Annotated in this window: 17 protein-coding genes; 12 read left to right on the top strand and 5 right to left on the bottom strand. The window is 64.9% G+C overall.

Annotated elements, in window-relative coordinates; translation table 11 throughout:
- Positions 1 to 7: 7 nt before the first annotated feature.
- Positions 8 to 484, top strand: a complete 477-nt coding sequence (locus RIN79_RS12125; protein WP_309084918.1) for a type II 3-dehydroquinate dehydratase — start codon at positions 8 to 10, stop codon at positions 482 to 484.
- 663 nt (positions 485 to 1,147) lie between these two features.
- On the opposite strand, the gene RIN79_RS12120 is transcribed toward RIN79_RS12125, so the two are convergent.
- Positions 1,148 to 1,951, bottom strand: a complete 804-nt coding sequence (locus RIN79_RS12120) for an SDR family NAD(P)-dependent oxidoreductase (RefSeq protein WP_309084917.1) — start codon at positions 1,949 to 1,951, stop codon at positions 1,148 to 1,150.
- Positions 1,952 to 1,966: 15 nt separating this feature from the next.
- Positions 1,967 to 2,809 (bottom strand): NAD(P)-dependent oxidoreductase, encoded by an 843-nt coding sequence (locus RIN79_RS12115; protein ID WP_309084916.1) that lies wholly within the window; start codon positions 2,807 to 2,809, stop codon positions 1,967 to 1,969.
- A gap of 197 nt (positions 2,810 to 3,006) precedes the next feature.
- On the opposite strand from RIN79_RS12115, the gene RIN79_RS12110 reads away from it, so the two are divergent.
- From RIN79_RS12110 to RIN79_RS12060, 11 genes are all read left to right on the top strand, one after another.
- A complete protein-coding gene (locus RIN79_RS12110) occupies positions 3,007 to 4,008 on the top strand; it encodes a BMP family ABC transporter substrate-binding protein (RefSeq protein ID WP_309084915.1) in 1,002 nt (333 codons plus the stop codon).
- Positions 4,009 to 4,109: 101 nt separating this feature from the next.
- On the top strand, positions 4,110 to 5,636 hold the full coding sequence (locus tag RIN79_RS12105; protein WP_309084914.1) for an ABC transporter ATP-binding protein: 1,527 nt from the start codon (positions 4,110 to 4,112) through the stop codon (positions 5,634 to 5,636).
- Between the two features lie 50 nt (positions 5,637 to 5,686).
- Positions 5,687 to 6,727 (top strand): ABC transporter permease, encoded by a 1,041-nt coding sequence (locus tag RIN79_RS12100; RefSeq protein WP_309084935.1) that lies wholly within the window; start codon positions 5,687 to 5,689, stop codon positions 6,725 to 6,727.
- The gene (locus RIN79_RS12095) at positions 6,715 to 7,668 is read left to right on the top strand and encodes an ABC transporter permease (protein WP_309084913.1); all 954 of its coding nucleotides are present in this window, start codon (positions 6,715 to 6,717) and stop codon (positions 7,666 to 7,668) included. The genes RIN79_RS12100 and RIN79_RS12095 overlap by 13 nt, the downstream gene beginning before the upstream one ends.
- Complete coding sequence (locus RIN79_RS12090; RefSeq protein WP_309084912.1) at positions 7,665 to 8,681, top strand: nucleoside hydrolase; 1,017 nt, start codon at positions 7,665 to 7,667, stop codon at positions 8,679 to 8,681. Before RIN79_RS12095 ends, RIN79_RS12090 begins: the two co-directional genes overlap by 4 nt.
- Before the next feature lie 4 nt (positions 8,682 to 8,685).
- Complete coding sequence (locus RIN79_RS12085) at positions 8,686 to 9,621, top strand: nucleoside hydrolase (protein WP_375165925.1); 936 nt, start codon at positions 8,686 to 8,688, stop codon at positions 9,619 to 9,621.
- 23 nt (positions 9,622 to 9,644) lie between these two features.
- On the top strand, positions 9,645 to 10,310 hold the full coding sequence (locus tag RIN79_RS12080; RefSeq protein ID WP_309084910.1) for an isochorismatase family cysteine hydrolase: 666 nt from the start codon (positions 9,645 to 9,647) through the stop codon (positions 10,308 to 10,310).
- Positions 10,307 to 10,837, top strand: a complete 531-nt coding sequence (locus RIN79_RS12075; RefSeq protein WP_309084909.1) for a MarR family winged helix-turn-helix transcriptional regulator — start codon at positions 10,307 to 10,309, stop codon at positions 10,835 to 10,837. The genes RIN79_RS12080 and RIN79_RS12075 overlap by 4 nt, the downstream gene beginning before the upstream one ends.
- Before the next feature lie 30 nt (positions 10,838 to 10,867).
- The gene (locus RIN79_RS12070; protein WP_309084908.1) at positions 10,868 to 11,452 is read left to right on the top strand and encodes an amino acid synthesis family protein; all 585 of its coding nucleotides are present in this window, start codon (positions 10,868 to 10,870) and stop codon (positions 11,450 to 11,452) included.
- A 100-nt stretch (positions 11,453 to 11,552) separates the two neighbouring features.
- Positions 11,553 to 13,625, top strand: a complete 2,073-nt coding sequence (locus tag RIN79_RS12065) for a hydantoinase/oxoprolinase family protein (RefSeq protein ID WP_309084907.1) — start codon at positions 11,553 to 11,555, stop codon at positions 13,623 to 13,625.
- Positions 13,622 to 15,385 carry a hydantoinase B/oxoprolinase family protein gene (locus RIN79_RS12060; protein WP_309084906.1) on the top strand — a complete coding sequence of 588 codons (1,764 nt, stop codon included), beginning with the start codon at positions 13,622 to 13,624 and terminating at the stop codon, positions 15,383 to 15,385. Before RIN79_RS12065 ends, RIN79_RS12060 begins: the two co-directional genes overlap by 4 nt.
- Before the next feature lie 144 nt (positions 15,386 to 15,529).
- Here the strand turns inward: RIN79_RS12060 and RIN79_RS12055 are convergent, their stop codons facing one another.
- Genes RIN79_RS12055 through RIN79_RS12045 form a run of 3 tightly spaced genes read right to left on the bottom strand, consistent with a single transcriptional unit; the run spans position 15,530 to position 20,767 of the window.
- On the bottom strand, positions 15,530 to 16,906 hold the full coding sequence (locus RIN79_RS12055) for a M20/M25/M40 family metallo-hydrolase (RefSeq protein WP_309084905.1): 1,377 nt from the start codon (positions 16,904 to 16,906) through the stop codon (positions 15,530 to 15,532).
- Complete coding sequence (locus tag RIN79_RS12050; RefSeq protein ID WP_309084904.1) at positions 16,903 to 18,942, bottom strand: hydantoinase/oxoprolinase family protein; 2,040 nt, start codon at positions 18,940 to 18,942, stop codon at positions 16,903 to 16,905. Before RIN79_RS12050 ends, RIN79_RS12055 begins: the two co-directional genes overlap by 4 nt.
- Positions 18,929 to 20,767 carry a hydantoinase B/oxoprolinase family protein gene (locus RIN79_RS12045; RefSeq protein ID WP_309084903.1) on the bottom strand — a complete coding sequence of 613 codons (1,839 nt, stop codon included), beginning with the start codon at positions 20,765 to 20,767 and terminating at the stop codon, positions 18,929 to 18,931. The genes RIN79_RS12050 and RIN79_RS12045 overlap by 14 nt, the downstream gene beginning before the upstream one ends.
- Between the last annotated feature and the right edge of the window lies 1 nt (position 20,768).

Genomic DNA, 20,768 nt, shown 5'->3' with positions numbered 1-20,768 from the left:
CATGCCCATGAAGCCGATCTTCATCTTGAACGGCCCCAATCTAAACCGATTGGGCAAGCGCGAGCCGGAAATCTACGGCACCACCACGCTCGCCGAGATCGAAGCCATGTGCCGCGAGGCGGCGGGCAGCCGCCCGCTCCGCTTTCACCAGTCCAATTTCGAAGGAGAGATCGTCGAGTGGATCCACGAGGCGATTGACGAAGGTGCAGCCGGCATCATCATCAATCCGGCCGCCCTCACCTTCACCTCGATCGCCATCCTGGATGCGCTGAAAATGTTTCCGGGCCCGATCATCGAGCTGCACATCTCCAACATCCACCGGCGCGAGAGCTATTATCACAATTCATTCGTGTCGAAGATCGCCACCGCCGTCATGGCCGGGTTTGGACCAACGGGCTACCCGCTTGCCTTGCAAGCTATGGCAGGGCTTGCAGGCCATGAAACGGCGCCATCGTTTCGGCATAGACGGGATAGGAACATCTGAATGACCAACGACACGTGCACGTAGAGCTCCAAGTGGTTGGCTCGGCTTGGGAGCGGCATCCGCTCGAACGAGTGACATCTTGCGACTGCCTGCGCTCTCATGGTTGAAGGTGGCACCGAGCAGACAGCCGCAACAACAAAGCAACCGTAGTTGCGGCCCATCGGTCGGTCTGACTACTTCCGTTCCACAGAGGCGACCTGTTTTGCCAACGTGGATGTCATTGCGAACTCGGCTAGCGGCATGTTGCCGAGGGCAATCGGAATGTTGTAGCCCTCCTTTCATGAGGTAAGGCCCACCTTCGAGAAATCGTAAAGGTACCGAAAGACGAGCTTGTCAGAGGCGAGCCTATTTGACCGACAATCCACAAGTCCGTGTCAAACACGCCCCACACGAAAGGTGGTTGGCAGTTCCGCTAGTGGGCGGTCGATCCGCGTGCGAGCGGCCACGACTACTGGACTGACCCTGACTGAAAGTTGGACGGGTCAGTGCTCAGCAGCTTCCCGCAACGCCTATCGCCATGCGGCGTGGTCGTTCATCAGAGGCGTTCGCACGCGGCCCGCCTCGTGCTGCGGCGGGTAAGTCAGGAGCCTACGGCACGCCGCGCGATCGTCAGGCACCCCAGTCGATAGCAGGCCAACAGGTTGACCCTCGCCGGTCTGCACATCAATAACCCCCGGACAGCGGTCCGTTGGCAAAACTCTGCAGCGTCTGCCCGCCATCGATGAGCCAGGCCGCGCCGTTGACATGGCGAGCGCCGTCGGAAGCCAGAAAGAGCACCACCTCCGCGACATCTTCAACCTGACCGATGCGCCGCGAAGGAATGCGCTCGGCGAAATGCTGGACGGCCGAGCGGTCTTCCGCAGCACCGTCTCGCAACCCGGGCACGCCCAGCGTGGTCTCGATCACGCCGGGGCAGACCGCATTCACGCGGATGCCGTGGGGCGCAAGATCGAGCGCTGCAGCCTTAGTGAGCCCCACCACCGCATGTTTGGTGCTGACATAGCCGGCGCCGCCTAAAAGCACGTCCCAGCCGGCCATGGAGGAGCCCATGTTGACGATGGCGCCGCCGCGGCCGGCACGCACCATTTCAGCGGCACTGGCTTTCAGCATGCAGAACATGCTGCGCAGGTTTGCGCGCACGATCGCGTCCCATGCGTCGAGATCGAGCTCGTGCACCGGCGCGACCTTTCCGGAAATGCCGGCATTGTTGAAGAGGACGTCGAGGGCGCCGAACCGCTCCACCGCGGTCCGCACCGCCCGCTCGGCAGTTTCGGGATCGGCGGCATCGCCGGGAACGACGGCCAACCGGTCAGGCGCGGCGATATCCCGCTCCAGCGTGAGAAGGGCCTCTTCATTCAGATCGGCGAGCACGACCGAGGCGCCATGGCGCAGGAACAAGCGCGCGGTCGCGCTGCCGATGGCGCCGGCGCCACCGGTGATGAGAACTGTCTTTCCTGAAAAATCCATGGGCATCGTCCTTCCTCAGGATCCCCCATACTGGCGCCAGGAGTGCTCCGGCACAAAGCCGATCAGCTCGCGCGCCCGCGTTGATGATATGACGGCAGCGTGGCCCGGCAACTCCTCGCGCACTTCCACATCGGGATAGCTCCGCGACAGCAGGAGCGGCGTCGGATATTCGTGATACGTATCGCTGGCAGAGATGAACATGCGGCTGTGGCCTTCAAGCGGGGCTTCGGCCGCCAGCACGAACGCACGCGCCGCATCCCGCGCATCGATATAGGCCCACAGATCGAGCCCGGACTCTTTTCTTGCGCGCCGCGGCACCACATCGCGCAGAAAGCTTTGCGCCGTCTGGATCCAGGGCATGCGCAGGCTCACCGCCGTGCCTCCCGTCCGGCGGGCCCATGCGTCCACCATTTCCTCGCCCAGCCACTTGGTGACCGCATAGACATCCTGCGGCGCCACCGGATGGCTTTCGTCCACCGGAAAGTAGTGAAGCTTCACCGGGCGCTCGGCAAAGGGCAGGCCCAGCACGCTGAAAGAGGAGGCGAAGAGGAGCTTTCCGATGCCGGCCTCTTCCATGGCGGACTGCACGTTGAACATCAGCGACATGTTCGTGTCGAAGACCTCATGCGCCGCATAGCCCACGGGGCGCGGGATGGAAGCGATATGGGCGACGCAATCGGCATCCCGGACAAGGGCATGCGCGGTCTTGAGATCGCGCAGGTCCGCCTGCCCTATGTTCCGGGATTTGTCGGCCGCGACGTCGAGCGCGGTCACCTGCCATTGCGCCTGCCGGAAGGCCGCCGCGACATGGCTGCCCAGAAGCCCTGCAGCGCCTGTGACAATGACATGCCTGGCCATCGCAGCTTTCCCCGATCATGAAAGCAGACGCGCCAGGGCAATGGAGCCATTTAAGCGCGTCGCTATCGAATGACGCTTGACAAAGTCTGAATTTCAGTCTCGAAATTACTTCGTACACGAACGAAATCGTCCGTCAAGAGACACCCTGTGGGGGCAACTCAGAGTTCGTGGGACAGGGAACAGGACCGGAGGTCTCCATGAAGGCGAAATTCAGGAATTTGGCGGCGGGCAGCGCGCTCGCGGCAATGCTTCTCGGCGCAGGCAACGCTTCCGCTGAAACGCTCAAGGTTGCGGCGATATCGGGCTATTTCTCGCAGGGCTTCGGCATTGCGATCATGAATGGCCTCAAGAAGGCCGAGACCGATTTCGGTGTCGAGCTCAAGATAGTCGACACGGGTAACCGCGCCCTCGACTATGAGGAGCAGTTCAACAACATCGCGAAGGGCGGCGAGTACGACCTCGTCTTCGTCATGGGCTGGGAGCTTGTTGACGCGCTGCAGAAGTCGAACCAGGCATATCCCGACCAGCGCTTCATCTTCATCGACGGCGTGCTCGACAGCCCGAGCATGACCTATGTGGATTTCGTCGAGGAGGAAGGCTCCTACCTGGTGGGGGCACTGACCGGCATGCTTGCGGCCGCCGATGCGGAAGGCTTCAACTCCTCCGATGAGGTGGGCTTCATCGGCGGGCGCGACATTCCCGTCATCCGCAACTTCCTGATGGGCATGGAGCAGGGTGTGGCCGAACAGGCCGAAGGCGTTTCCGTGAGCAGCGTCTTTGCCGGTACCTTCGATGATCCGGCAAAGGGCAGCGAGCTTGCCATGACCCTTTATGGCCAGGGTGTTGACGTCATCTATCAGGCGGCGGGGCCGACCGGCGAAGGCGTGCTGCAGGCGGCAAAGGCTGCCGGCAAATACGCCGTTGGTGTGGATATCGACCAGTGCGGCACCGCGCCGGGCAACATCCTGGCCTCGATGCTGAAGCGGGCCGACGTCGCCGTCTACGATCTCATCAAGGGTGAAGTGGAAGGCAAGCCAGTCAAGCCGGGTCCCGTTTCCTACGGCGTGGCGGCCGGGGGCATCGAATTAAAGATCTGCGACGAGGTGGCTGACAAGATCCCTGCCGAGGTGAAGACCAAGCTGGAGGAAGTTCGCTCCGGCATCGCCGACGGCAAGATCCAGGTGAAGCTTAACCAGTAGCAGACTGGGCAGGGAGGTATGCTCTCCCCCGAGCCGCCTCCCTGCCCTACTCTCCCCGCTGATATTGCCGCGGGGCCGTTCAGGATGAGACGAACGCAGCGATGACCTTCGCCATCGAGATGACCGGCGTCACGAAGCGTTTCGGCGCGGTGGTCGCAAACCGGAATGTGAGTTTCGGGGTGCGGCAGGGCGAGATCCATGCGCTCGTCGGCGAAAATGGCGCCGGCAAGACGACGCTGATGAACGTGCTTTTCGGCCTGGTGCAGCCGGACGAGGGGACCATCAGGATCAACGGGCAGACGGTGGTTATGGATTCGCCGCGCCGGGCGATCGCGCTGGGGCTCGGCATGGTCCACCAGCACTTCAAGCTCGTTCCATCACTGACTGTCGCTGAGAACATTTTCCTCGGCATGGAGATCGTGCGCGGCGGCCTCATCGACCGCAAGGCGCAATCGGAGAAGACGCGGCAGATCTCGGCCGAGTTCGGGCTGAAGGTCGATCCCGACCGGCGTGTCTCGGAACTCTCCGTGGGCATCGAGCAGCGTGTGGAAATCCTGAAGGTGCTCGCCCGCGGCGCCAAGATCGTCATCCTCGACGAGCCGACGGCGGTGCTCACGCCGCAGGAAAGCCGCGAGCTCTTCCGCATCCTGCGCCGCTTTGCGGATGCCGGCATGACGGTGATCTTCATCTCGCATCATCTGTCGGAGGTGATGGAAGTCTCGGACACGGTGACCGTTCTGCGCGACGGAGCCGTGGTCGGTACCCGCCCGACACGGGAACTCAACGAGGATGAGCTCGTCCGCATGATGGTGGGAAGGAACGTCAATTTCGACCGCCGTCCACGCAAGGCGATCTCCGGGCGCACGGTGATCGAGCTCAAGGAGATCTGCGCGCGCGATGCGCGCGGCGTGCTTGCGCTGCGCGACGTCAATCTTACGGTCCGCTCGGGAGAGATCGTCGGCATCGTGGGCGTCGACGGCAACGGCCAGACCGAGCTGGCAGAAGTGATCGCCGGCCTGCGCGCGCCGAGCCATGGTGAGATCGCCGTCAATGGCATCACCATCGCGGAAAGCCACCCACGTGCCATGCGCGAGGCAGGGCTGGCTCACGTGCCGGCGGACCGGCTGGCGCGCGGCGTCGATGCTTCCGCATCCATCAGCGCCAACATCTTGATGGGGCGGCAATATGCGCAGCCCTGGGCCGGCAGGGGTCTGATCCGCTGGGGACGGGTGCGGGAATTTGCCCGCGGCCTAATAAAGCGCTTCGACATCCGCGCGCGCAACGAGAAGACGCTGGTGAAGACGCTTTCCGGCGGCAACATGCAGAAAGTGGTCGTCGCCCGGGAATTCTCGCGGGAGACGCCGTTCCTGCTCGTCGACCAGCCGACGCGCGGGGTGGATATCGGCGCCATGGAGCGCATCCATGACGAGATCATGTTGAAGCGCGACCAGGGTGCCGCGATCCTGCTGATCTCAGTGCAGATCGATGAGGTCCTGGCGCTCGCCGACCGCATTCTCGTGATGTTCGCCGGCCGCATCAGCGGCGAGGTGGATCCGGAAAAGACGACTGAGGACGAGATCGGGCTGCTGATGGCCGGTGGCGCGGAGCGCCCGAGGGCAGCCGCATGACGCTCCCGTCCGACAACAAGCCGGCGCCGGACGCGCTCAAGACTCAAGGGATGCCGCAATGGGCCGAACAGCTCATCGGGCAGGCGATCGCGGTGGGCATCTCGATCATTGGCGGAGCGGTCATCATCCTTCTCGTCGGTGAAAGCCCGCTCCACGTTTTTGCCACGCTGCTTCGCGGCGCCTTCGGAAGCTGGGAGCGAACCGCGGGCTCGCTGCTTCAGGCCACGCCCATCATCATTGCCGGCGTGGCGGCCTGCGTCGCGCTGCGCGGCGGGCTCTTCAACATCGGTGTGGAGGGACAGCTCTATATGGGCGGATTCGCCGCCGCCTGGGTGGGCTTCAGCTTTGCGCTTCCGGCCGGGCTGCACGTGCTTGTGGCGATGGCGGCAGCAATCGTGGCCGGTGCGCTGTGGATTGCGCTCCCTGCCTTCTTCCGTGCCCGCTTCGGTACCAACGAGGTGGTCTCGACGATCCTGTCGAACTATGTGGCGGTCCTCATTACCTCCTATCTGACGATTTCCGTCTTCAAGCGGCCGGGCGGCTGGTCGGAGACGGAGCCGATCGCGCCCACGGCCTACCTGCCGCAGATCTCCGATGTTTCCCGCCTCAATATCGGGCTCTTCATCGGCATAGCGCTCGCCATTGGACTTCACCTGTTCCTGACGCGCACCAGCGCCGGCTATTCCGTGAGCGCCATGGGCACCAACGTGAAGTTCGCCGAGTACGGCGGCGTCTCCATCCGCCGCAACATCCTGGTCATCCTGCTCTGCTCGGGCGCGGTCGGTGGCCTTGCCGGCGGGGTGGAGACGCTCGGCGTGCACCACCGTTTCATGGAAGGTTTCGCACCGGGCTTCGGCTTTGATGGGGTGATTGCCGCGCTTCTTGCCAATGGCAGCCCGATCGGCGTCATCGGCACAGCGCTGTTCTTCGGCGCGCTCAGGGCCGGGTCGCTGCTGATGGAAGTCGAAACGAATGCGTCGCGCGAGGTGATCACGGTGTTCCAGGCCTTCATCATCCTCTGCGTCTCGGCGCAGATCCTCATCCGCCGCCGGCGCGACAGCACGCAGGGAGAGCGCCGATGGAAGTTCTAGAGCGCATCTTCAACATCGCCCTGATTGCGGCGACGCTGCGCACGACTGCGCCGATCCTGCTCGTCTCCCTCGGCGGCACGTTCACGACCAAGGCCGGCATCTTCAATATCGGCCTTGAAGGGCAGATGCTGCTCGGCGCGTTCTTTGCGGTGCTCGGCTCGATCTGGACGCAGTCGGCGCTGGGCGGCGTGCTGATCGGCGTGACCGCGTCAGTCGTCGTGGCGGGAATCTTTTCGCTGTTCGTCGTCACGCTGCGGGCGAACGAGGTGGTGGTCGGCCTGGCGCTGAACCTGCTGGCGGGCGGGCTCACCATCACGTTGACAAAGGCGATATTCGGCACACGCGGCTCGATCGTCAGCGGCGACATCGTCGGCATGCCGCGCATCGAGCTCCCGGTCATCCATGACCTGGGCCCACTCGGGCAGATGCTGTCCGGCTTCACGCCGCTGGTCTACCTGTCCTTCGCGATGGTCTTCGTGGTGTGGCTGATCCTCTACCGCACGCGCATCGGGCTGCATATCCGCGTGACGGGCGAGAAACCGGCGGCCGCTGAAGCGCTGGGCATCTCGACAGCCGCCATGCAGCACATCGCTTCGCTCTTCTGCGGCGTCCTGGCGGGGCTTGCCGGCGCTCATCTTTCGCTCGGCTATATCACCATGTTCGCCGAGAACATGTCGTCGGGTCGCGGCTTCATGGCCGTGGCGGTGCTGATCTTCTCCAATGGAGATCCGGTGCGCGTGCTCTTCGGCTGCCTTCTCTTCGGCTTCGCGGATGCGCTTTCGCTCCGGCTGCAGACCTTCGGCCTGTCGTCCTATCTGGTCCTGACGGTGCCCTATCTGGTGACCCTCGCGGCTCTCTTCGCGCTCACCTACCGGCAACGGCCCAAGCTCTTCCGCGAGACGGCGGAAACCCTCTCACTCATCAGGCGCAGGCAAGCATGACCACCACTCCGCAAAGGATCATACTGGATGTGGATTCGGCGGGAGACGACATTCTCGCCATCCTCTTCGCGCTCGGTTCCGCCGACATAAAGCTCGAAGGCGTGACCTGCGTGACCGGTGCCGCAGGCCCCATCGAGCAAGTGACAAACGTCGTCCTCAACACGGCGACGTTAGCCGGCCGCGACGACCTCCCTGTCGCGGCCGGCGCCTGGCGCCCGATTGTCGGCAACGCCAAGGAGGACATGGAGGCGCCGGTCCATTTCGAGAAGCGGCTCAAGGAGCGGTTCGGCGAGCGGCTGAAGAAGTTCAATCCGCCTGCGCCGCGGCCTGCAAGGCCCGCCATGGACAAGCACGCGGTGGACTTCATCATCGAGACGGTGCGCCGGAACCCGGGCGAGATCTCGATCGTCGCGACGGGTCCGCAGACCAACATCGCCATGGCTTTGGACATGGCGCCGGATCTGGCTTCGCTCGTCAAGCAGATCGTGGTGCTCGGCGGCTGCTTCCAGACGCCGGGCAACATGACCCCGGTTTCCGAGTACAACATCTGGGCCGATCCGGAGGCCGCACGCGTGGTGCTGCGCTCCGGCGCGCCGGTGATCCTGGTGCCGCTCGACATCTGCGAGGACAACCGCGTGGCGGCCTCGATGCTGACGCGCGACGACCTGAACGACCTCGCAACCGCCTATCCCGACAGCAGGGTGGTCGCGCATATCTGCGAGAATTTTTCGATTTATATCGACATCTGGCGCGAATTCTTTCACCTCGTAGGCTTCCCCCTTGACGACGCGATCGCGGTGGCGACCGTCACACATCCGGAACTCTTCACGATGAGCGAACCGCTCTTCGTGGATGTGGCGCTCAGCGAGCGCCTGGTGCGCGGCCAGACCGTTGCCTTTTCCGGCCGCCAGATCCTGAGCTTTGATGGTCCCAAGACCACGCGCATCTGCCGCAACCTGGACGGCCGCCGCTTCCTGCAACTGTTCAAGAGCGCGCTCGGCGCGCTGCGATAGGAGTTTGGCCGTGAAGCCCATCAAGGTCATCCTGGATTGCGACCCCGGCCATGACGACGCCATCGCTCTCGTCATGGCACATCGCTCGCCGGCCATCGATCTCCTCGGCGTGACGACGGTCTGCGGAAATGCGCCGCTCGCGAAGACCACCTCGAACGCCCTGCGCATTCTGGAACTGATCGGCGCACGCGATGTGCCGGTCGCCGCCGGCTGCGTGCAGCCGCTGGCGCGGCCGCTCGTGCTTGGGACGGCGGACGGGCCGAGCGGGCTCGACGGCTCACCCTACCTGCTGGAGCCGACGACCGAGCTGGTGCCCATGCACGGGGTCGACTTCCTTGCCAAGCTCTTGCGCGAGGCCGATGAGCCCGTGGTGGTGGCTCCAACCGGGCCGCTCACCAATATTGGCATGCTCCTCCTCAAGCATCCGGACGTGAAGGAGAAGATCGCGCGGATCGTGCTGATGGGCGGCGCGTTCTGGCGCCGCAGCGAAATCATCACACCGACCGAGTTCAACATCTTCTGCGATCCGGAGGCGGCACGGATCGTCATCGACAGCGGTCTCGATGTGACCATGGTCGGCCTGGACGTCACCATGCATGTGCTGGTGGAGGAGCCGCAGTTCAAGCGGCTAGAGGCGATTGGCACCCACCTTTCGAAGGTTGTCCTCGACTGGCTTCGCTTCTATGAGAAGCTGCATCGCGGCCAGATGGGAATCGGCGGTGCGCTGCACGATCCGCTGGTGCTGGCTTCCATCATCGAGCCCAGCCTGATCGAGACCCGCGAGGCTCATGTGGAAATCGACTTAACGGCGACCCATGCCTTCGGTGCCACTGTGGCTGACTTCTGGGGCTTGCGTGGCCTGCCGAACAACGTGAAAGTCGCTTCCCGCGTGGACTCCGACCGCTTCTTCGAAATGCTCTACGCTTCACTCACGGACTGAACTCAAGGGCAAGGAGACAGCCGATGACAGACGTCTTTTCCGCGCACCGCCATGATGGCTCGATGGTGCTTGATCCCGCGCGGGCAGCCGTCGTCGTGGTGGACATGATCAACGAGTTCTGTACGCCCGGCGGCAACATGGTGCTGCCCGGAGCCGAGAGGCTGCTCCCGCAGCAGCGTGCCCTGATAGCGGCGGCACGCGACCGGCAGATGCCCGTGATCTTCGTCATCGATTCCCATCGCCGCAACATGCGGCGAGACCGCGAATGGCTGAAGCGCACCCCGCATTGCGCGGAAAACACCTGGGCAACGGAAATAATCGCAGGCCTGGAGCCGCGCGAGGATGATCTTCGCGTGATGAAACACCGATACTCCGCCTTCTTCCAGACTGACCTCGACCTCCTGCTTAAGGACATGCAGATTTCGCAGCTCGTCGTTTTCGGCGTCGTGACCAATATCTGCGTGCGCTCGACGGTGCACGACGCCTTCTTCCAGGGATATGAGGTTGTCGTGCCGCATGACGCCTGCGCGGGCACCGGCCCGCGCGAGCATGTCTCCAGCCTCTACGATATCGCCACGCATTTCGGCACCGTCTCCGACACGCAAACGGTGGTGGGCGCTCTGACCAAGGGTGGCGCTATTTCCAACCAGGTGTTCGAAGGTGACCTGGTGGCGGTGGCGGCGCAATGAGCCGAAGCGTGCCGAAGCGGTCGAAAGACACCGGGGAAGCCGTTTCCGAGAGCTCATTTGAGCAGGCGGAAGCATTTCCCTCGCGCGAGGAGATCGACCGCCGGTTGGCTGCTACCGGCTACGTGCTGGAGAAGCACAATGCGCACCTGATACGTCTGGCGCATCAGCGGGGCACCGCGCTCTTCCAGAAGGCGTTCGAGAACTATTCGATCACGCCCACCCAGGTGGCTGTGCTGGCGACGCTTCTGCGCCATGGCAACATGCCGCAGAACCAGCTGGGCAAGATCACCGCCATCGACACCGCCACGCTGAGCCCGCTCCTGCGTCGGCTGCAACTCATGGGCCTCACCCGGCGCAAGCAGTCGGAGCAGGACCAGCGGGTGAATCTCGTCGGCCTGACGGTCAAGGGCGTGGAGTTCACGCTGGAGGTGCTGCCCATCTCGCAAGCCGTCAGCGAAGAAGTGGTGGCTCCGTTGAAGCCACGCGACCGCAAACGATTCATCGAGCTCTTGAAACTGATTACGTGACAGCTGCGTCAGCCCATTGGAGAGAAGACCATGCCTGACTTCCCAATCCGCAAGATCGTCGTGATTTCCGAGGAGATCATGCATGAGAATGGGCCTGCGCCGCAGACGCCGCGACGCCGCGCCGCTGTCCTTGCCGTCGTGAAGAACCCTCATGCAGGCCGCTATGTGGAAGAGCTGCAGCCGGGAATGGACGATCTCAAGCCGCTGGGGCAACTGATGACCACGCGCCTGATCGAGGCACTCGGAGGCGACCCCAAGGTGATCGATGGTTATGGCAAGGGGATGATCGTCGGCGAGGATGGGGAGCTGGAGCATGGAGCCCTCTGGCACGTGCCCGGCGGCTACACGATGCGCGAGCAGTTGGGGCAGGCGTTGGCCATAGTTCCCTCGGCCATGAAGGTAGGTGGCATGGGCGCGCATCTCGATGTGCCCCTCGGCCATATCAACGCCGCCTATGTCCGTAGCCATTTCGACGCCATGGATGTCAGCATTCCCGATGCACCCCGGCGCGACGAGATGGTGTTGTGCCTCGTGATGTCCTGCGGTCCCCGCGTGCACAACCGCATGGGCGGACTTGCGGCCGACCAGATTAAGGTTTTTGACGGCCAACGATGAGGCGGCGACAGGGCAGGGGCCGGCCGGGGCCAAATGCTTCGTGCACGAACAAATTTCAGCCGGCGCCCGCATCCGGGCACGTAACCAGCAAAGCTTCGAGATGACGCATTCCGAGGATCACACGCAGGGCATTGTCGCCGGCATCGACGTGGGCGGCACGTTCACGGACCTGATCGTGCTCGACATGAGGAGCGGAGAGGTGCGGATCGGCAAGGTGCCGACGACGCCGGACGACCAGTCTCGCGCCGTTCTCGATGCGCTGGCGCAATCCGGCTACAAGCCGTCCGAGATCGATCTCATCGTCCACGGCACCACCACGACCACCAACGCGCTGCTGGAACGCCGCATCGCGCGGGTAGGCATGATCACCACCCGCGGCTTCCGCGATGTGATCGAGCTCGGTCGCCGGACGCGGCCGAACCCCTACGGGCTCTTCGGCACATTCGTCCCGCTCATTCCGCGCAACCTGCGCCTGGAAGTGAGCGAGCGGATGGAGGCAAGCGGGCGTGTCCGCACGCCGCTTGACGAGGATGAGCTGCGCAGCGCGATTGCGCAGCTCCTGGACGCCGGATGCGAGGCGCTCGTCATCCACTTCCTGCACGCCTACAAGAACCCGGCGCATGAGGTCCGCGCGGCGGAGATCGCGCGTGAACTCTGGCCGAACGAGTTCATCACCACCGGCCATTCCCTGTTATCTGAGGCGCGTGAATTCGAGCGCGGGGTCACGGCGGCCGTCAACGCGTCCGTGCAGCCGATCCTCGAGCGCTATGTCGACCGGATGCGGGAACGCCTGCAGGCAGGCGGCTACAGCCGCGACTTCCTGATGATGAACGGCAACGGCGGAACGACCTCCTCTAGGCTGGTCACGCGCGAGGCGGCAAAGACCGTGATGTCCGGGCCTGCCTCTGGCGTGATTGCGGCTGCCCGCACGGCAGCGCGCGCCGGCTACAAAAATCTCGTCACCTACGACATGGGGGGTACCTCCACCGACGTCGCGCTGATCCGGGACAGCCGGCCTCTGATCTCCAACGAGATCGAGCTTGAATACGCCCTGCCCATCCATGTGCCCATGGTTGACGTGCACACGATCGGCGCCGGCGGCGGCTCGCTTGCCAAGGTAAACAGCGCCGGTCTGCTGGAAGTCGGCCCGCAAAGCGCCGGATCGCAGCCAGGGCCCATCTGCTACGGGCGCGGCGGTGAAGCGCCGACGATTACGGACGCAAACCTGCTCCTTGGCCGTCTAGATCCCACGCGCCTCCTGTCGGTGGGCGAGGCGGTGCCGGTATCCCGCATCGAGGCCGCCTTTGCAGACCATCTGGGCGGAAAACTCGGGCTGTCGGCAGTGGAGGCCGCGGGAGCTGTGCTGCGCATCGCCAATCTCAAGATGGCCGGCGCGATCCGGATGGTGTCCATCGCCAAGGGTAACGATCCCCGCGACTTCGTTCTCTATGCCTTTGGTGGAGCGGGACCGCTCCATGCCTCGGCCATTGCGCGGGAGCTTGGCATTCCCCGCGTCATGGTGCCCGCCCGGCCCGGCATCACCAATGCTATCGGCTGCATCGCCGCCGATCTCCAGCACGACTACGTCAATACCGTGAACAGCCCCGTCCGCGAGGTTGAGCCGCAGCAACTGAACGCAATCCTTTCCGAGCAGATCGCCGCCGGCCGCGCCGCGCTGGAGCGCGAATCCATTAGGCCGGTAGAAGTGCGCGTCGAGCACAGCCTCGACATGCAGTTCGTGGGGCAGACGCATCTGATCCGCGTCCCCGTCGCGGGAATGCTCTCTGAAACGCAGGAGATCCAGGAGCGCTTCGAGGAAGCCTATTTCCGCCGCTTCCGTATCCGCCTGCCCGAAGTGCGGGCGAACATCGTCAATGTGAACACGACCGTGATCGGCATTCGCCGGCAGATCCCGCTGGACGATCTCATCCCGAAGTCGGGGCGCGCCGCAAGCATCGGTGAGGCGCTGCGCCAGAAGCGGTCGGTCTGGTTCGACGGCGAATGGATGGAAACGCCCGTTTACGCGCGCGAGCGCCTGCCGCTCGACGCACGGATCGAGGGACCTGCCATCCTCGAGCAGTTCGACGCCACAACCGTGATCCTGCCCGGCGATGTCGCCGAGGGGGACGAGCACGGCAACATCATCATCACCATCAAGAGCGGGTCCCGATGAGCGGCATTGATCCGATCACCCTTTCCGTCATTCAGGCCGGCCTGCAGCAGGTCTGCGACGAGATGGACACCACCTTTTCGCGCGCCGCCTTCTCGCCGATCATCGCCGAGGCCGACGACCGCTCCGACGGCATCTACTCGGCCGAGGACGGCTCGCTCATCGCGCAGGGGCTGAAGGGGCTGCCGGTATTTGTCGGAACCATGCAAGCCTCCACGCGCACCATCATCGAGATGATCCGCGACGGCCGTTGCCTGCCGCCCGAGGAAGGCGACATCTATATCGTCAACGATCCCTATCTCGGCGGCACGCATCTGATGGACGTGCGCTTCGCGATGCCCTTCTACCGCGGCGGAAAAATCTTCTGCTGGCTCTCCAATATCGGGCACTGGCCGGATATCGGCGGCGCCGTCCCCGGCGGCTTCTCGGCGTCCGCAACGTCCGTTGAGCAGGAAGGCCTGCGGCTTCCGCCGGTAAAGCTGTTCAAGCGCGGCGTCATGGACCGCGAGATCTTCTCCATCATTACCTCCAACATCCGCGTTGCCGATCAGCGGATCGGCGACATCCGAGCCCAGACCGCCGCGCTGGAAGTGGGCAAGGAGCGCCTTGGCGAATTGCTCGACCGCTACGGCGACGAGACGGTGCTCGATGCCGTGGCGGAACTGCGCGCCCGCTCGGCTGAGCAGATGCGCGCCTGCATCGGCAGCATCGCGAGCGGGACCTATCGCGGCAAGGCGTTCATCGACTCTGACGGCGTCGTGAACGAGCCGCTGACGATCGCGCTTGCCGTCACCAAGACGGACGATAACCGGCTGATTTTCGATTTCGACGGCTCCAGCCCGCCTTGCAAGGGGCCGATGAACAGTGTTCTCGCCACCACAAACTCTTCGGTCTATCTGGCGATCCGCCACATCTTTCCCGAAATCCCGCTGAGCGCCGGCGCTTTCGACCCGATCGAGATCGTGCGGCCCGCTGGCACCTTCCTCGACGCGCAATATCCGCGGCCCGTCTCGGGCTGTGCCGCCGAGGTCTCGCAGCGCATCGCCGAGGCCGTCTTTGCCGCTCTGGTGAATGCGCTTCCTGAACTGGTCACCGCCGCGCCCGCCGGCTCCAGCGGCAACTTTGCGCTCGGCGGGCACGATCCGGTCGCCGGGCGCGACTACGTCATGTACCAGATCTCCGGCGGCGGCTATGGCGGCAATGCCCGCGAGGACGGGCTCACCAACGGATGCTCGACGATAGGCATCTCGAAATCGCCGCCGGTGGAAATCACCGAGCAGGTGTTTCCGGTGCATTTCCTGGAATATTCGCTGCGCGAGGGATCCGGCGGCGCAGGCCGCCATCGCGGCGGCTTCGGCCTAATCTATGAGGTGGAGCTTCTGCGCGGCGAGGCCCTGGCGTCCTTCGTCATGGACCACGGCCGCTTCGGCCCGCAGGGTGCGCTGGGCGGCAACGATGGAAAGTCCGGCGAGATCGTGGTGATGCGCGGCGGCGTGCAGCACCGGCCGGCGCACATCACCAAGGAGCAAGACATACCGCTCGCCGCCGGCGACCGCGTGCGCGTGGAGACGCCGGGTGGAGGCGGCTACGGCCCCGCCCACGAGCGCGATCCCGGCGCCGTGCTACGCGATGTGGAACTTGGCTACTACACGGCGGACGAGGCGGCGGAGCTTTTTGGCGTCGCCATATCCATTGGCAGCACCATCGATCCGGAGCGCACTGCCAGAGGCACGGTGAGCGGCGGAAACGAGCTCTGCAGCTGATATAGCATCCAGCCTCGTCCTCACGTAGTGGAAGTCAGAGCGGACTCGATTTTGCGCTGAATATTAGCTGGCGATTCAATTCTCTGCCTGTGTTCCTCGCCGCTGAAGGCGGGGAGGCAGTCGGCCATCCGCACAGACTTCGCTTCAGCCGGTCCGCGTCTCAATCCTGCCCAACTCAAACAGCAGAGCCGCCCCGGTCCTGATGCCGCCGATGAAGCGCTCTATCTTGAGGTTCTCGTTTGGCGCGTGATTGGCCTCGTCGGCATTGGCATAGGGCACCACGAAGGCCGGCGTCCCCAGGATCTTGGTGAAGACATAATCCGGCAGGCTGCCGCCGACCGTGGGATAGAGCAGTGGTTCCACGCCGCGTGCAGCCACGACCGCCCGCCGGAGCGGTTCTGCAAAGGGCGAATCCATCGGCGTCTTGGACGGCAGCATGCCGTTGAGCGGCACGAACTCCACGTCCGGCGCGTGCCGCTTCACATGTGCGGCTACCTTGCCGAACACGTAATCCGGCGTCAGCGGCTCGACCAGGCGGATGTCGCATTTGACCAGCGCTTCGCATGGCAGCACCGTCTTCGAGCCCGGGCCGCCATAGCCGCCGTGAAAGCCGTTGATGGTGAGCGTCGGATAAAACATCAGCCGGTCGAAATAGCCACGGTCCGCAGGCTGGTCGAGATCAGAGAGCCCCAGCTCCGCCTTCACTCCCTCAAGGTCGAGCGGAAGCCTTGCGACCGCCTCCCGCTCCAGCGCCGTCGGCGGAATGACTGGCTCCATCAGCCCCTCGATGGTGATCTCGCCCTTGGCGTTCTTCATTGTGGCGAGCAGATGCACGAGCTTCCAGATAGCGTTCGGCACGACGCCGCCGAAATTGCCGGAATGGACGTCACGGCTTGCAGTCCTGGCGCGCAGCTCGAAGGAGGCCACGCCGCGCACGCCGAACGTGATCACCGGCAGTCCGGACTCGTGCAGCGGCCCATCCGAGGTGACTACCAGATCCGCCTTCAGCCTGTCCGCATGCTCGCGCACGAACTCGGCGATGTGCGGGCTGCCGATCTCCTCCTCGCCTTCGAGCAGGAAGATGACATTGCATGGTAGATCGCCATGCACCGCCAGATACGATTCGAGCGCCAGCAATTGCGCGAAATGCTGGCCCTTGTTGTCGCCGATGCCGCGCGCATAGATGCGCCCGTTGCGGATCGTCGGCTCGAAGGGCGGGCTTTGCCAGAGATCCAGCGGGTCCGGCGGCTGCACGTCATAATGGCCGTAAAGCAGCACAGTCGGCTTTTCCGGTGAGACCATGCGCCGGCCGAGCACCATCGGGTGGTTCTTGGTGGGCACTGTTTCGGCCTCCATGCCGAGCTCTTTCAGGAAGCCGACCAGCATGTCAGCCACCTCGCGGATGCCGACATTGTGCGCGCTGATGCTCGGATGGCGGACATAGTCCATCACCCGCTTCACGAACGCATCGCGGTTGGCCTCGATGTGCGCAAAAACCTTTTCGAGCCGCTCGGCGCTCATCCAGCCCTCCCCTCGCACGTCAGGATCAGAGCCCCGCTCTCATGCACGCTGCCGCTCCAGCCGGGAGGGACGAGCGTGGTGGTGTCGAGCTGGGTCAGGATCACCGGCCCGTCGAAAGAGGCGCCCGCGCCGAGCCCGGCGCGGTCGATGAGCGGCACTTCGCGCGTGCCCTCCGCAAAATGCACCGGCGCACTTCCATAAGGCGCAAAAGCGGTCGAGGGCTGAAGCCGCGTCTGCGGCGGGGCGGCGGTCAATCCGGCGGCATCGATGCGCAGCGTCACCAATTCGATGGGTGCTGCGAGCGTGAAGCCGTAGAGCGCCTGGTGCTCTGCCACAAAGGCCTGCTCCACCGCCTCGCGCGAGGAAGCCCAGGCGACGGCGATCTCCCCGCCCTGGCCGTGATAGCGCAGGAGCGCCATCCGCGCCTTGCGCCGCTTGGCCTCTGGAACGCCTTCCTCCGAGAGCCAGCCTTCCGCCTGCGCATCCAATTCGGCGAAGATCGCCTCGGCTGCCGCGACATCAACCGGGCCGGCCTTGGGAAGCGTGCGGCTGAACTCGGCCTTCAGGTCCGCCGCAAGCAGCCCGTCGGCGCAGAGCACACCCGGCGCCGGAGGGATCATGACGCGGGAGATGCCGAGCAGGTCGGCCAGCGCGCAGCCGTGCAGCGGCCCCGCGCCGCCGAAGGGCACCAGCGTGAAGCGCCGCGGATCGTGCCCGCGCTCGACCGAGACCACCCGCACCGCGCCCACCATGTGGTTGTCGACGATGGCGAGCACGCCACGCGCGGCAGCTTCCAGCGAGAGGCCCAACGGAGCAGCCACCCGTTCCATGATCATTCGCCGCGCCGCCTCCACGTCGAGGCCCATGCGTCCGCCCAATAGCTTCGCCGGCAGATGCCCCAGCACCACATGCGCGTCGGTCACCGTCGCATCCTTGCCGCCATGGCCATAGGCCGCCGGGCCCGGCCGGGCGCCGGCGCTCTTCGGCCCCACGGTCAGGGTGGCGTCCTCCACCGCAGCGATCGATCCGCCGCCCGCTCCGATCGTCACCATGTCCACCATGGGCAGCGGCAGCGGCCATTCGCCGACATTGCCGCGCTGGGTGAGCCCGATGCGGCCGTCCTTGATCAGGCATATATCCGCGCTGGTGCCGCCGATATCGACGGTAATCAGATCCTTGATGCCGCAGGCGGCAGCAATCGCGCTAGCGCCCACCACCCCCGCCGCCGGTCCCGAAAGTGCCGTCAGCACCGGCGCCTGCCGGATCTGCGACGCCCCGGCGACACCGCCATTCGACTTCATGAGGAGGAGCGGCGCCCCCACCCTCTCTTCCTCCAGCCGACGTTCCAGACGGCTCACATAGGTGGTCACGCCCGGCATGACGGTGGCGTTGAGCGCGGTCGTCAGCGACCGCTCATATTCGCGCACCACCGGCAGAACGTCCGTGGAGATCGTCACCGCGATGCCCGGCAGCGCCTCGCGCAAGATCGCTGCCACCCGCCGCTCATGCGCGGGATTGGCAAATGCGTGCAGCAGGCACACGCCCACCGCCTCCACATCCATGCGGCGGATCGCTTCCGCCGCCGCATGCACGCTCTCTTCGTCCAGCGGCTCGATCACCGCGCCGCCTGCGCCGTTACGCTCGTCGATCTCGACGATGCGCGAGGCGGGAACCGGCCGCGCCGGCTTCACCCAGGTGTAGAGATTGGCCTTGCGCGGAATGTCCTGCCGGCCAATCGCCAGCACGTGGCGGAAGCCGCGCGTCGTGACCAGAGCCGAGCGCGCGCCCTTCCCTTCCAGGATCATGTTGGTGGCGACCGTCGTGCCGTGCAGCACTTGCGCGAGCGCCGTGGCTTGCGCGCCGGCATCGGCGAGCGCCAGTCTGATGCCGGTCATGAACGCTTCGGAGGGATCGGAAGGAACGCTCGGCGTCTTGGCGCGCCAGACTTTTCCCGAGGCGCGATCGAGCAGCGAGATATCCGTAAACGTGCCGCCGATGTCAACAGCGATTGCGAGCGAGGTATCAGCTGAGGGCATCGACATACTCCTGGCGGTGGAATCGGCGTACGGAGGGACGCGAGGCACGGGCTTTTTCGGTCGCCCGCACGTCCAGCCGGTCGCGGTCGAGCACCACGCCGTAGAGCCTCTCGGCCGCCTCACGGCTCACATAGCCCCCGAGCACATCCTCGAGCACAGCCTCCGCCGCCCGGTCGAAGGGGTGGCCGTAGCCGCCGCCTCCGCCGGTCTCGATGCGCAGGATATCGCCCCGCTTCAGCTTGTTGCCGTCCGAAAGCGGCTTCAGCACCTGCTCATGCCCGGTGCCGGGATTGACGACGGCGCGGCCGGTGCCGCCGGACATGCCTCCCTCGATCCCCCAGGGCGGGTTCTTGACGCTGTCGATGCGCACCGCAAGCAGCGCCTCCTCGGCCAGGATCTCGTACTCGCGGATGATGCCGCAGCCGCCGCGGAAACGCCCTGCCCCACCGGAATCGCGGTTGACGCCGTAGGTGCGCAGCCGCACGGGATAGCCGAGCTCCAGGAACTCGACAGGGTAATTTTCCTGCGCGACGAAATAGACCGCATCGATGCCGTCAGCGATCGGCCGCGCGCCGTAGCCGACGCCGATGCCGTCGGCGAGCAGGAAGCGCTGAAGGTCACCCGCCTCGTTGCGGAAGAGCCCGCGCATGATGGTGATCACATAGGCCGAGTTCGCCGCAGGCGCCCCGCCCTTGGCGACATTCACCAGCCCGCCGATGGCGGAGATCACGCGCATGGTGGTGAGCCCGCGCATGCCCAGCGGCGCGGGGAAGCGCGGCAGGAGCAGCGAGCCTTCGCGCAGCCGCACCTCATCGATCGCATTCGGCCCACCGGCATTGCAGACCTGTGCCGGATCGCCGCCGAGATAATAGAGGCCAAGCGCCATGCCCGGCACGCCCCGGTTCATGAGATAGTTGACGGGCCCGGGCGCCTGGTCGTCCGTCTCGCTGGCGTCGAAGACGAAGCGGTCCTCGCCGTCCGCGCCTTTTTCGCGCGTCAGCGCAAAGCGGATCTTGAACGGCCCGTTGCCGTGGCCGTCGCCGTCGATCGCATCGGTGAAGCGGTGCGTGCCGTAGTCGAAGGTTTCGCCGAGCCGCGTGCGCACCAGGCGGCGCGTGCGGGCAAGCAGCTGCGCGAACGCGTCGGCCACCACATCCGCGCCAAACCTGTCGAGGATCTCGCCCATACGCTTCACGCCAACCTCCACGCTCGCCATCAGCGCGCGCATGTCGCCCTCGCTCTGGTCGGGGAAGCGCGAGTTGCGGTGGAAGATCGACAGCGTCGCCTCGTTCACCCTGCCCTCATCAATGAGCTTGGTGACCGGGATGATGATGCCTTCGTGGTAGATCTCCGTCGCATCGGGGCTGATCGAGCCCGGACGCAGGCCGCCAATATCAGCGAAATGCGCCCAGCTCATCACGAAGGCGCAGCGCCTGCCGTCCTTGAACACCGGTGCAAGCAGCACCTGGTCGTTGGAGTGCGAAACCGCCCCGCGCGAGCCGTAGCAGTCATTGTACCAGTAGAGATCGCCCGGCTTCATCGTGTTGGCCGGAAAGCGGTCGAAAACCGGGCTCGTCATGTCGCCGAAGATCGGCACCATGGAGCCCACAGCCATCACGCCATCCGCATCGAAGAGCGCGGTGTAAAAATCCTTCTTCTCGCGGATGAAGGCGGAGATGGCAGTGCGCTCCAGAAGCGCCTCCATTTCCGCCTGCGCCGCCGCGATCGCACCGCGGATGATTTCGAGCGTCACGGGATCGCAGACCGAGCCCCCCACCTGCGCCTCCTCTTCGGCCGGCGGAGCGGATTTCACCGATTGCAGCATT

Source organism: Chelativorans sp. (genome assembly GCF_031180965.1).
Lineage (GTDB): Bacteria > Pseudomonadota > Alphaproteobacteria > Rhizobiales > Rhizobiaceae > Chelativorans.
This window is presented reverse-complemented; position numbering and strand designations above follow the sequence as displayed.